Origin of the sequence: Vibrio sinaloensis, from assembly GCF_023195835.1 — a bacterium.
Lineage (GTDB): Bacteria > Pseudomonadota > Gammaproteobacteria > Enterobacterales > Vibrionaceae > Vibrio > Vibrio sinaloensis_C.
In genome coordinates this window covers 2,376,662-2,388,681 of record NZ_CP096199.1, presented here as the reverse complement: position 1 = coordinate 2,388,681, position 12,020 = coordinate 2,376,662, and the positions used below count along the sequence as shown (strand labels likewise).

General features: G+C 44.9%; 11 protein-coding genes. 7 read left to right on the top strand and 4 right to left on the bottom strand.

All coding sequences use genetic code 11. The features are described from left to right. Positions 1-146: 146 nt before the first annotated feature. From pepB to fusA, 4 genes are all read left to right on the top strand, one after another. Positions 147-1,445, top strand: coding sequence for an aminopeptidase PepB (gene pepB, locus MTO69_RS10780; protein ID WP_248329127.1), 1,299 nt, complete (start codon positions 147-149; stop codon positions 1,443-1,445). Between the two features lie 54 nt (positions 1,446-1,499). Then, positions 1,500-1,925 carry a nucleoside-diphosphate kinase gene (gene ndk, locus MTO69_RS10775; RefSeq protein WP_176287099.1) on the top strand — a complete coding sequence of 142 codons (426 nt, stop codon included), beginning with the start codon at positions 1,500-1,502 and terminating at the stop codon, positions 1,923-1,925. Positions 1,926-2,066: 141 nt separating this feature from the next. Further along, entirely contained in the window at positions 2,067-3,701 is a 1,635-nt protein-coding gene (locus tag MTO69_RS10770) for a GGDEF domain-containing protein (RefSeq protein ID WP_248329126.1), read from the top strand. A gap of 376 nt (positions 3,702-4,077) precedes the next feature. Continuing rightward, positions 4,078-6,165: an elongation factor G gene (fusA, locus tag MTO69_RS10765; RefSeq protein WP_248329124.1), complete on the top strand. Its 2,088-nt coding sequence runs from the start codon at positions 4,078-4,080 to the stop codon at positions 6,163-6,165. A 107-nt stretch (positions 6,166-6,272) separates the two neighbouring features. Here the strand turns inward: fusA and MTO69_RS10760 are convergent, their stop codons facing one another. Beyond that, a complete protein-coding gene (locus MTO69_RS10760; RefSeq protein ID WP_248329122.1) occupies positions 6,273-7,205 on the bottom strand; it encodes a LysR substrate-binding domain-containing protein in 933 nt (310 codons plus the stop codon). A gap of 96 nt (positions 7,206-7,301) precedes the next feature. Here MTO69_RS10760 and MTO69_RS18900 point away from each other — a divergent pair, with 96 nt between their 5' ends. Next, on the top strand, positions 7,302-7,508 hold the full coding sequence (locus tag MTO69_RS18900) for a DUF1127 domain-containing protein (protein WP_348983334.1): 207 nt from the start codon (positions 7,302-7,304) through the stop codon (positions 7,506-7,508). Positions 7,509-7,518: 10 nt separating this feature from the next. Here the strand turns inward: MTO69_RS18900 and MTO69_RS10755 are convergent, their stop codons facing one another. From MTO69_RS10755 to MTO69_RS10745, 3 genes are all read right to left on the bottom strand, one after another. Beyond that, a complete protein-coding gene (locus MTO69_RS10755) occupies positions 7,519-8,418 on the bottom strand; it encodes a LysR substrate-binding domain-containing protein (protein WP_248329120.1) in 900 nt (299 codons plus the stop codon). A 107-nt stretch (positions 8,419-8,525) separates the two neighbouring features. Beyond that, positions 8,526-10,211: an AMP-binding protein gene (locus MTO69_RS10750; protein WP_248329118.1), complete on the bottom strand. Its 1,686-nt coding sequence runs from the start codon at positions 10,209-10,211 to the stop codon at positions 8,526-8,528. A gap of 126 nt (positions 10,212-10,337) precedes the next feature. Then, entirely contained in the window at positions 10,338-11,075 is a 738-nt protein-coding gene (locus MTO69_RS10745; RefSeq protein WP_248329116.1) for a helix-turn-helix domain-containing protein, read from the bottom strand. A 450-nt stretch (positions 11,076-11,525) separates the two neighbouring features. On the opposite strand from MTO69_RS10745, the gene MTO69_RS10740 reads away from it, so the two are divergent. Together MTO69_RS10740 and MTO69_RS10735 are read left to right on the top strand one after the other, a co-directional pair. After that, positions 11,526-11,723 carry a Flp family type IVb pilin gene (locus MTO69_RS10740; RefSeq protein ID WP_248329114.1) on the top strand — a complete coding sequence of 66 codons (198 nt, stop codon included), beginning with the start codon at positions 11,526-11,528 and terminating at the stop codon, positions 11,721-11,723. 117 nt (positions 11,724-11,840) lie between these two features. After that, positions 11,841-12,002, top strand: coding sequence for a Flp family type IVb pilin (locus MTO69_RS10735; RefSeq protein WP_248329112.1), 162 nt, complete (start codon positions 11,841-11,843; stop codon positions 12,000-12,002). Positions 12,003-12,020: the final 18 nt, after the last annotated feature.

The following is a 12,020-nucleotide window of genomic DNA, read 5'->3' as shown; positions in this document are numbered from 1 at the left end:
TAACGGGAAAACCATCGCAGTTAACAAAAATTAGCAAAAAAAGCGGACCTTATGGTCCGTTTTTTTATCAATTTCACATTAAAGTGTTAACATCCAGCAGTGAATAGAAAAGGCGTAGGCAACGCCAGTAAAGACAAGGAGTAACCATGTCTACACAGATGTCAGTATTTCTAAGCCAAGCTCCTGCGGCACCGCAATGGGGCGATAAGGCGATTCTCTCTTTTTCAGAACAGAGTGCGACTGTTCATTTAGCCGACAGCCATGATTTGGGCGCTATTCAACGTGCTGCCCGAAAGCTGGATTCACAAGGCATTGTGAGTGTGGCGCTTGAAGGTCAAGACTGGGACCTAGAAAAAATCTGGGCTTTTCATCAAGGTTACCGTGGGCCGAAAAAAGCTAACACCCTAGTGTGGCCAGCGCTCGCTGATGCAGAACAATCTGAATTAAATGCACGTATTAAAGCAACCGACTTCACCCGAGACATTATCAATAAGCCTGCAGAGGAAGTGGCGCCACGTCAACTAGCGACCATGGCTGCTGAGTTTATCAAATCTGTGGCACCAGAAGGGACTGTCACTGCTCGTATCGTCAAAGACAAAGATCTGCTTACTGAAGGATGGCAAGGTATTTATGCTGTCGGGCGTGGCTCTGAACGCACTTCGGCCATGTTGCAGTTAGATTTCAATCCGACAGGCGATGAAAACGCTCCAGTGTTTGCGTGCTTGGTCGGTAAAGGGATTACCTTTGACTCTGGCGGTTACAGCATCAAACCATCTAACTTTATGACCGCGATGAAGGCCGATATGGGGGGGGCGGGAACGATCGCGGGTGGTCTTGGACTCGCTATCATGCGTGGCCTCAACAAGCGCGTGAAACTGATTTTGTGCTGCGCAGAAAACATGATTTCTGGTCGAGCGCTCAAACTAGGCGACATTATCACCTACAAAAATGGCAAAACCGTTGAGATCATGAATACGGATGCCGAAGGACGCTTAGTGTTGGCTGATGGACTTATTTACGCGAGTGAACAGAATCCTGATCTGATTATCGATTGTGCCACACTTACCGGTGCTGCGAAAAACGCGCTCGGCAATGACTATCATGCTTTAATGAGTTTTGACGATGAATTGTCTCATCAGGCGTTAACTGCAGCGAATCACGAAAAAGAGGGCCTGTGGCCACTTCCTTTAGCGGATTTCCATCGCGGCATGTTACCTTCGAACTTTGCAGACTTGTCAAACATCAGCAGTGGTGATTACTCACCAGGTGCAAGCACAGCGGCGGCTTTCCTGTCTTACTTTGTCGAAGACTACAAAAAGGGTTGGTTGCACTTTGACTGTGCGGCGACCTATCGCAAAGGCCCTACTGATAAGTGGGCGGCGGGCGCTACCGGTGTTGGCGTACGCACCCTAGCAGGCTTGTTGATTCAACAAGCTGATAAATAGAATTAAGAGGCCACAGAGCCTCTTCCATTAAAACAAAAACGAAAGGATACCCTTATGGCTCTAGAAAGAACTTTTTCTATTGTTAAGCCTGATGCAGTAGAACGTAACCTTATTGGTGAAATCTATCACCGAATTGAAAAGGCTGGATTGCGAATCATCGCCGCTAAGATGGTGCACTTGACTGAAGAGCAAGCGAGTGGTTTTTACGCTGAGCACGAAGGCAAAGAGTTCTTCCCAGCGTTGAAAGAGTACATGACATCAGGCCCTGTCATGGTTCAGGTATTAGAAGGTGAAGATGCCATTGCTCGTTACCGTGAGTTGATGGGCAAAACCAACCCAGAGCAAGCTGCGTGCGGGACTATTCGCGCAGATTATGCCTTGAGTATGCGCCACAACTCTGTTCACGGCTCTGACAGTCCTGAATCAGCGGCCCGCGAAATCGAATTTTTCTTCCCAAGTTCGGAAATTTGCCCTCGTTAATTGAGCGCAATGAACAGCGATTGAAGTAAGTAGCAAGCCAACAACACAGTTGTTGGCTTTTTTGTTAGTAGTAGCGATGCAGACGGTTGGGATTGTAGTAATATTATTGTTATTAACCAGATGGAATTGGTATTACTTGGAATGCAGTCATTAAAGGGGATTTCGTTCGACAAGCTGTTACTTGTCGCGTGTTTCGTGCTCGTTGGAGGGCTTTTAAGCTCCTTTCCTGTTCGCGCAATCGAAATGACAGATATCCATTGGTACGATGCGAATCACCTTAAACAACCAAGCGAAATAACCAGCACTCAAGATCGTTTGCAATACCCTATAGATTCGTTTCGGCTCACTGGAGGTACCCATGTCAGTGAGCTACGCTTCTCTTTGTCCATAGCCAACGATTATGTGATTGATTTTCGCAACTCAGCTTTGATTGGTGTGTTTCATCATTGGCTCTACGATGAAAACGGCCAGCAAATAGCCTATTTCGACGGTGGATTGCTCAAGCGCGAGGCTCACAACGATTATTTCTTGCGCAATGGCTGTGATGTTCGATTGCCTGAGGGCAACTACCGATTGGTGACATGGCAGAGCTCTCAATTCAACATCGCTCCGCCCACGCCCTTTATTATGTCTAAGACGGCATACGTTAGTGAAATCAAGTTAGGTAATAGCATTACGCTATTGGGGCTGGGTATTCTATTCGGTCTGTTTTTCTACTACTTGGTGTTATCCATTACTCGCCATAGCTGGGTAGATTTTAGCTATGCTGGTTTTATTCTCGGAAACCTGCTGTTCAATGCGACGAGTTTGTTAGTGCTGCCTCAGCTGGTGGGGATTCATTGGTATGGTGGCGCCAGTTGGCCGATCCTTTTCTCTAACATCGCTTACCTGTTATTTGTCCTCCAACTGTTAGGAATCAAGCGAGAGAATGACCGTTGGATATGGCGGCTGGGTGTAGGGTTGATCGCGCTTTTCAGCTTGTTTGTATTGCTCTCAACCATCTTTGTTAACTTGCAAAATGAGTTCAACCGATCTGCGGTGGGGCTCTTTCTTTTGTATGGAGTGGTTGCGGGTGGTTACAAAGTTTGGCAAGGAAACATCATCGCGCGTTGGTATTTAGTTGCGAACTTCGGTTTTGTGCTGTTTGGCTCGATTGCGATAAGTCAGGAGCAGATTGCTGGTTTAAAGACGATTTACATGGCTCACTTGGGCTTGATTGCTGTGGTATGCGAAGTGTTGATGCTGTCATGTGTGATCGCTTATCAAATGACCCGATTACAGCAGGAAAAGGCCGTTGCGCTACGTCAGGCTGAAGCGCATTTAAAACAGGCGAAAACCGACGCATTAACTCAGCTCCCTAATCGTTATGCGATGGAAGAAGGCTTGCAACGAGCGACCCCGAATGAAGTGTTTGTATACGTTGATTTAGACGGTCTTAAACGTTGTAATGATAATTTTGGCCATGAAATGGGGGATAACCTACTCGTTTCGTTTGGGGAAAAGCTCTCTTCGATGCTGCCGGAAGCAAGTTGTTTATACCGAATTTCTGGTGATGAGTTTGGAATAATTTCGCCTGAACACCACCAAAGTGTTATCACTCAAGTGCTTGAACAGCTCGACCAAGACCTAAAGTATGATTTTCTCCCCAACGTTGGTGTGAGTTTCGGCATCGCACATTTTGAGGAAAATCGCTCAAACTTCAGCGCTGTAAAGCAGGCAGATGAACGAATGTTTGAACACAAACGGGCAAAATACCAATACGCTGATCGGGCTTAAAGCAACAGGACTGGGTAGTGGCTGAAAAGTCTGCTATCATCTCGCGCTTATTGGCTGCAAAATAGACACTCCAACATTGGCTCAAGATAATCATTGGGTTTGACGAGCTTTCGCAATCAAGGTGAGTTGTTATGCAAAGTGTTAATGCTCCTCTATTAAGTTGATAGCAAGGAGCGAAAAAATTAGCCGCTGACAGATTATTATCGTCTATTATTTACGCATGGATTTTTAGCACGACAAACGCTTTTGCCTACCTTTTATCAGTGGCAAATCAAAGCGAAAATTTTTTTAACATACCGCGCTTGCAAGGGTATCAGTCTTGACAGATTGTGATATACTCTGCGCGCAATTTATACCTTATAAACAGAGTAAGACAATGGCAGATTTATCAAAGTACAGAAACATTGGTATTTTCGCGCACGTTGATGCGGGTAAAACTACCACCACTGAGCGTATCCTTAAGCTTACTGGTAAAATCCACAAAACTGGTGAAGTACACGACGGTGAGTCTACGACTGACTTCATGGAGCAGGAAGCTGAGCGTGGTATCACTATCCAGTCTGCTGCGGTAACTTGTGAGTGGAATGGCCACCGCCTAAACGTTATCGATACTCCGGGACACGTTGACTTTACAGTTGAAGTATATCGTTCACTTAAAGTTCTTGACGGTGGTATCGGTGTATTCTGTGGTTCTGGTGGTGTTGAGCCTCAGTCAGAAACAAACTGGCGCTACGCGAACGACTCAGAAGTTGCTCGTCTAATCTTCGTTAACAAACTAGACCGTATGGGTGCAGACTTCTTCCGTGTAGTTGACCAAGTGAAGAACGTTCTAGGTGCTAACCCACTAGTTATGACTCTGCCAATCGGTCGTGAAGACGATTTCGTTGGTGTGGTAGACGTACTAAACCGTAAAGCTTACGTTTGGGATGATTCTGGCCTACCAGAAAACTACGAAATCCAAGACATTCCTGCGGACATGGTTGACGACGTTGAGCAATACCGTGAAGAGCTAGTTGAGACTGCTGTAGAGCAAGACGACGACCTAATGGAAGCTTACATGGAAGGCGAAGAGCCAACTATTGAGCAACTAAAAGCTTGTATCCGTAAAGGTACTCGTGACCTAGCATTCTTCCCAACATTCTGTGGTTCTGCATTTAAGAACAAGGGTGTTCAGCTAGTACTAGACGCAGTTGTAGACTACCTACCTGCACCACACGAAGTTGATCCTCAGCCGCTAACAGATCCAGAAACAGGTGAGCCTACTGGTGATGTTGCAACTGTATCTGCAGATGAGCCGCTACGCGCTCTAGCATTCAAGATCATGGATGACCGTTTCGGTGCTCTAACCTTCATCCGTATCTACTCTGGTCGCATGAAGAAGGGTGATACTATCCTGAACTCTGCAACTGGTAAGACAGAACGTATCGGTCGTATGTGTGAAATGCAAGCAGACGAGCGTAACGAACTGACTGAAGCGCAAGCGGGTGACATCATCGCTATCGTTGGTATGAAGAACGTTCAAACTGGTCACACTCTATGTGATCCTAAGCATGAATGTACTCTTGAAGCGATGATCTTCCCAGAACCAGTAATCTCAATCGCTGTAGCACCTAAAGATAAAGGTTCTACTGAGAAGATGGGTATCGCGATCGGTAAGATGGTTGCAGAAGATCCATCTTTCCAAGTTGAGACTGATGAAGATTCAGGTGAAACTATCCTGAAAGGTATGGGTGAACTTCACCTAGACATCAAGGTAGACATCCTTAAGCGTACTTACGGCGTTGAGCTAGAAGTAGGTGCTCCACAGGTAGCTTACCGTGAAACTATCACTCAACCAGTTGAAGATAGCTACACGCACAAGAAGCAGTCTGGTGGTTCTGGTCAGTTCGCGAAAATCGACTACCGTATCAAACCAGGTGAAGCGAATTCTGGTTTCACGTTCAAGTCAACAGTTGTTGGTGGTAACGTACCTAAAGAATTCTGGCCTGCAGTAGAGAAAGGTTTCGCATCTATGATGGAAACTGGTGTTCTTGCTGGCTTCCCAACGCTAGACGTAGAAGTTGAACTATTCGACGGTGGTTTCCACGCAGTTGACTCTTCAGCTATCGCTTACGAAATCGCAGCGAAAGGTGCATTCCGTCAGTCTATGCCTAAAGCGGGCGCACAACTTCTTGAGCCTATCATGAAAGTTGACGTGTTCACTCCAGAAGACAACGTTGGTGACGTAATCGGTGACCTTAACCGTCGTCGTGGTATGATCAAAGACCAACAAGCTGGTACTACAGGCGTTCGTATTAAAGCAGACGTTCCTCTATCAGAAATGTTTGGCTACATCGGTCACCTACGTACTATCACTTCTGGTCGTGGTCAGTTCTCTATGGAGTTCGCACACTACGCACCTTGTCCAGCTAACGTTGCTGAGCAAGTAATCGCAGAAGTTAAAGAGCGCGAAGCTAAGAAGTAATTTCTACTCTAGCTAGATAGCTTTAAGGCCCCAGTCGAAAGACTGGGGCTTTTTTTTGTTTTTAGAGAACGGGTTTCGCCCTGAGAGAACGCTTAGCTTCTCGCTTTTCACCTCGGGCTACCACTATCAATAATCTCTAGCCCCAATTCATCGAAAGATTGATTCTGCTTGGCTTGATCGAAAATCCATTCACTAAAGCGCTTAATCTTGTCGCGCTTGAAGTAAGCGCGTGGAGCGCACAAATAGTAGTTGTAGTCAGTGGTTTGCGCCAAATTACCTATTCTGACTAGTTTGCCCTCATCGATATAACGTTTAGCTAATGTGTGCTTTGCCAGTGCTACCCCTTGAACTGAGAGTGCACCTTCTAAGACAAAGTGCGAGCCATTGTATTTTAGCGTCGGCTTAGAGGTGCTGTGACCAGCGTTGTTAAGCCAGATCCCCCAATCTAAATCTCGCCAGTAATCTTCAATTAAGTCTGCACCGGTAAGGTCGCTTAAATCATAGATGCCGTGCTGTTCTTGATAAATAGGGTGGCAAACAGGGTAGAGCAATTCCTCGAACAATAGCACGGCACTTAGGTTAGGATAATTTCCCGGCCCGTAGCGAATGCATAAGTCTAGGCTAGAGTTCTGAAAGTCTGCTAATTGGCTGGTGGGCTCTATCATCAACTCCAGGTCGGGGTGTTGATTGCGAAAATCGCCAATCTTAGGCACCAACCAATGCTGAGCGAAGGAGGGCAGCGTAGAGATAGACAATTGGTTTGGATTGGGATCTCGGTTTATCTGTCTGACACCTTGTTGTAAGTGTTCAAATCCCCGCATCGCTTGCTCAAAAAGTACTTCACCTTCCATGGTTAACACCACTTTTCGATGCTGACGGATAAATAGATCGGCGCCTAAAGACTCTTCTAACTGGCGAATTTGTTGACTGATAGCGGCTGCGGAGACAAACAGCTCATCAGCGGCTCGTTTAAAGCTACCAAACTTAGCCGCAGTATAGAAATAGTAAAGCCCCTGTAGTGGAGGTAAGCGATCATTCACTTAAGTAAACCTTAACTGAGTGTCAGTTTGTATCGTTTGAGATGAATGCCTCTATGGTTAATTATTTAGCCAATAAATGCAAATAAGGTGGTTAACATGGAAAATACGTACATTAACGAGTTTGGCAAACAATCCGTCTTCCGCTCTTTACTAAAGAAATTCTTAACTAATGCTAAAGTGTGGAAACGTAACTACACAACACGCAGAGAGTTGTCACACCTCTCTGAGCACTCACTAAGAGACATCGGAGTGACTAGGGAAGAAGCTTACAGAGAAAGCATTCGTTACTATTGGGATACGTGAAGTTGCTAAGCTACTCTGCAATCTCGTTATGTAACCAATTAGCGAACGCAGCAATTCGTTTTCTCCGCGGGGACTCATCATCATAGAAAAGATTGAATTGAATACCCGGTGTCATGCCAATCTCAAATGGTTTGATGAGTAACCCTCTCTCCACATAGTCGTTAGCTAAAGAGTCTGATGCCAAACAAGCGCCGTGACCTGCCATTACCGCATTCATAGCATGATCGAAAGTGCTCACATCCATCCATTGAACGGAGTCCTTGTTCATGGTGACCCCGGCTTGAGCAAACCATGTTTGCCAGGGATAACCGCCAGACTCATAGTGAATCAGCCAAGCATTGAGTAACTGTTTTGGTTCAGATAAACCGATTGTTCTGGCTAGGTGGGGAGAGCAGAAAGGATAAATACTTTCTTCAAACAGAAATTCTTTATGCAGATTTTGTCCACTCGGCGTGTCTAGATCTTCTCCTTGCCAGATAGCGATATCGGCATCGCCCTGTTTGAGATTCGGCGCATCACAACTGGTAATGATACGAATTGGAATGTTTGGGTATTGAGTCGAAAACTTCCACAGCCGAGGTAGTAGCCAGCGAGAGGCAAAAGAAGGCGTAGAACTGACGCAAAGCAGACCATCAACTGGCTCATTTTGAATTTGATTGAGGCCGCTGACTATCGACTCAAATCCTTGAGCTACATGCCTAAACAAGATCTTCCCTTGCTCCGTAAGGCGCATTTCACGGCCATCACGAACAAACAGCTTACAGCCCAAGCCATCTTCGAGTTGTCGAATCTTTTGGCTCACGGCCGCTTGGCTAATACACAGTTCATCGGCAGCTCGACTGTAACTGTTCAGCCGTGCGGCAACTTCAAAATAACGCAATCCCGCTAGATGATGCAGCCTTGCATCCATATTGGTGTCCTACTATTTTTCGAGATGAGAGAATCATAATCGCTTTACAGTAAAAGAAAAAGGAGAGCGTTAACCGGCTCTCCTTGTGGCGTTTAAGGTTTAGAGTGTTACTCTTCCCATACAACGAGCTGACCTTTTGGCCAATTTTGTCCTACATCGTGGTATTTCTGCTCAAGAACGTGGCGCTTGATCTTCAATGTTGGGGTTAGAATCCCGTTTTCTATGGTCCAAGGGTCTTTGATCATCAACACCCCTTTGATCTGTTCGTGAGATTCCAGTTCAGCGTTCATTCGTGCGATCACTTTCTTTGTGGTTCTCTCGTAGCGAGCTCGATCGAAGTTAGGGAAGTCATGCGGCACAACTAACAAGATAGGTGCTGGCAGGCCAAGGCCAATCAAACACATCATCTCAACTCGGCTGTACTCAAACAGTTTTTTCTCGATCGGTACAGGGGCGACGAACTTACCTTTTGCCGTTTTAAAGGTATCTTTTTTACGCCCTTGAATGGTGAGATAACCTTCACTGTCAATCGCACCAATATCACCAGTATGCAGCCATCCTTCTGAATCAAATGACTCTTGCGTCGCAATATCGTTTTTGTAGTACCCCGAAAACATGCCTTTGCTTCGCACCATGATTTCATCATCTGCAGCTATCTTGAGCTCAATTCCCGGCCCGGCATTACCGACACTGCCGATTTTATCTGCTCTGAATGGGTAGTTTAATGTGCTGTAGGCAAATGATTCGGTCATGCCCCATGCTTCGGTGATGTTTAAGCCGACACTGCGATACCACTCGAGTAGAGCAGGAGAAACCGGCGCAGAACCACAACCAAGTACTCGAGCTTTGTCTAATCCGAGCCCTTCAGCCAGTTTTTTCTTAATCAATGAGTTAACGAATGGAATCTTGAGCAGCAAATTAAGTTTTTTGGGCGGAAGTTTGTCTTGAATCCGTTGTTGGAACAGCGTCCATAAACGTGGGACTGAGATAAATAGCGTCGGTCTTTGCATTTTGACATCTTCAATGAAGGTGTCGAGCGATTCAGGAAAGGCTGTTTCGACCCCGCCCATGATTGATGAGCCGAAAATATAGACGCGTTCGGTAATGTGTGCCAGCGGCAAGTAGGAGAATAAGCGATCTTCTTCTTCGATACCGATGTGATTGATCAGTTGTTGCGCAGACCAGCAGAATGCTCCATAGGTGAGCATTGCCCCTTTTGGAAGCCCCGAGGTGCCAGAGGTATACACAATAGACATCAGTTTATCGTCATAATGTTGTGGGCGAGCGTCACTCGGTGATGCTGCTGCTATCAAATCTGTATACTGATGCTGGCATCGCGGCGCGGAGTCGTAAGGCAACGCAATGGTGATGATATCTGCAACGCTATCGATCACTTGTTGTGTTGCTGAGGCATCATCAAGTTTACCGGCAATCATTGCCTTACTTTCACTGTGGGTCAAACAGTATTCAATCGTATCAGCGCCGGCAGTTGGGAAAATCGGCACACTGACAAAGTCCCCGAGCATCATGGCGAGATCGCAAATAAACCACTCGGCGCAGTTCTTTGAAATCAAGGCGACTTTATCGCCTGGCTTAACCCCTAAGTCATTGAGCGCACTAACGAGTTTTAGCGCTTGGTCGGCGACTTGAGCATAAGTAAACTCAACATGTTGACGGTTGATGGTTTGTTTTAGGTAGACTTGATCAGGCCGCTCCGCAGCCCATTTTAAGATCATTTCATTCGGTGGCGGGAGAGCACAGGTTGGTTTGCTCAACTCGTTAGGCTGAATCATTCTCTAACTCCGTGTTATTGGCAAATGTTATATTTATTGTTAATAGAATGTTAACTCTAGCATGCGCACTTAAAGGGATGAAAGCATTAATCGTTAGTTTGCGTTCATCTTGTGACCATGACACCGTTAGTGTAGTTGACGGTAGGTGGCAGGGCTAATTCCGGTTTTCTTTTTGAATATCCTTGAGAAGTAAGACACATCGTTATAGCCACACTGAAAAGCGATGAATGAAATTTTCTCCTTTTTATCACTGACCAGTAGTTGCTTGGCTAACGCGATGCGTTTCAAGGTTAAATAGTCACGAAAGCTCACTCCAATGGTTTTGTGAAAAAACTTGGAAAAATAGGTCACTGAGTAATGACAGTATTCGGCCACGTCCTCTTCACGAATAGTACGCGATAAGTTTTTTTCTATATATCGCAGCATTTCCACCAAATCTTTGCTGATGTGTTTGTTGGTGTGATTTTGGGTGAGCTTATGGATGTCCAAAATGTCTTGATGTTGAGTAAACTGATAGATGACTTGCTTGTTGAGCTCCTCAACCCAAAGGTGCATATCATCGGTTTCTATATTGAACGAAGCAAACATCACCTCCAACTCATCAAACTCAGCTGGAAGCGGCTGGGCGTGAATCACCACTAGCTTTTTATCTAAGTTTTGACATAGCTTGACTGCGGTAAGAAACAGAGAATGAAAGGTGCTTTCATAAAAGAAGAAACAAAAATGGATGTCGGACTCACTCAAAACAGACACATCGTAACCGTAGTCAAGCAGATGAAAGTGCTGTTCTAAGTTACGTACCATATCTTTGGGTACGTAGGTGATTGATTGACCAAGCCAGTAGCCTTTATGAAGTACATCCACGCTAGATTCTAAACCTCTTAAATATCAGTAGGGCGAGTAGTACAACTTTCAGCTTAGCCTTAGAAACAGAAATGCAGCAAGTTTGCTATTGAGCTCGTTTATAATTTATCTGTTTATTATTTGAACTAATATCCCATTTTTGTTTTTGATAGATTTTGTCAAGTCTTACTATTGAGACATTAAGAAATTATTCACATTATAGTTCATCGGTTACGGAAACTTGTTCTTATCTATTTGAATATTAGTGATTCGTGTTATAGGTCTGAGATAGAGTTTTTATTTTAAAAATTGGATTTAGCTCAACAAAATTATTTGCACTTCCGTTTTTTTAACCAAATTGATGACAAAAAAGTCCTATCAATGGATAAGAAAGTCCTAACTGTTGTTGCTCAATATCTCTAAATTTATCAATAAGCGCACAGCTTAATGAACTTTGGAAGGAGACACATCATGAGCAAGCTAATTAAAAACATCACCGACTTTATTCAAGACGAAGAAGGTTTGACTGTGGTCGAATACGTGGTAGGTGCAGGTTTGATCGTTATCGCTCTAGCGACTGTATTTGACCAACTAGGAGGGTTACTTTCTGATGAGTTGAACACCATTTTTGATGAAGCACCAGCTGGTGGTGATGCTGGAGGGGTTTAAGCCTCGAGAGAATAATTGATATTAATGTAAGCATTTTATCAAACCCCCTACTACTATTTATTTAGGCTTGTAATTCTAAACCTTAGTTTTACAAGCCTAACTGTTTTAGGGGGATATATGAGCAGACTAACAACAAGGGCAAATGCATTCTTTGCCGATGAAAGTGGTTTAACCGTAGTGGAGTATGTGGTTGGTGCTGGGCTGATGGTGATTGTTTTTACCGGTGTATTTGCCGCGTTCAGCGATTCTTTAATTTCTGAATTAAACACAATTTTCTAGCGAAAAGCGGATGAGGAA

Excerpts from the sequence above, each read along its gene's own strand:
- fusA (WP_248329124.1), top strand. The coding sequence starts at position 4,078 with ATGGCAGATTTATCAAAGTACAGAAACATTGGTATTTTCGCGCACGTT.
- ndk (WP_176287099.1), top strand. The coding sequence starts at position 1,500 with ATGGCTCTAGAAAGAACTTTTTCTATTGTTAAGCCTGATGCAGTAGAA.
- MTO69_RS10735 (WP_248329112.1), top strand. The coding sequence starts at position 11,841 with ATGAGCAGACTAACAACAAGGGCAAATGCATTCTTTGCCGATGAAAGT.
- MTO69_RS10740 (WP_248329114.1), top strand. The coding sequence starts at position 11,526 with ATGAGCAAGCTAATTAAAAACATCACCGACTTTATTCAAGACGAAGAA.
- pepB (WP_248329127.1), top strand. The coding sequence starts at position 147 with ATGTCTACACAGATGTCAGTATTTCTAAGCCAAGCTCCTGCGGCACCG.
- MTO69_RS18900 (WP_348983334.1), top strand. The coding sequence starts at position 7,302 with ATGGAAAATACGTACATTAACGAGTTTGGCAAACAATCCGTCTTCCGC.
- MTO69_RS10750 (WP_248329118.1), bottom strand. The coding sequence starts at position 10,211 with ATGATTCAGCCTAACGAGTTGAGCAAACCAACCTGTGCTCTCCCGCCA.
- MTO69_RS10755 (WP_248329120.1), bottom strand. The coding sequence starts at position 8,418 with ATGGATGCAAGGCTGCATCATCTAGCGGGATTGCGTTATTTTGAAGTT.
- MTO69_RS10770 (WP_248329126.1), top strand. The coding sequence starts at position 2,067 with ATGCAGTCATTAAAGGGGATTTCGTTCGACAAGCTGTTACTTGTCGCG.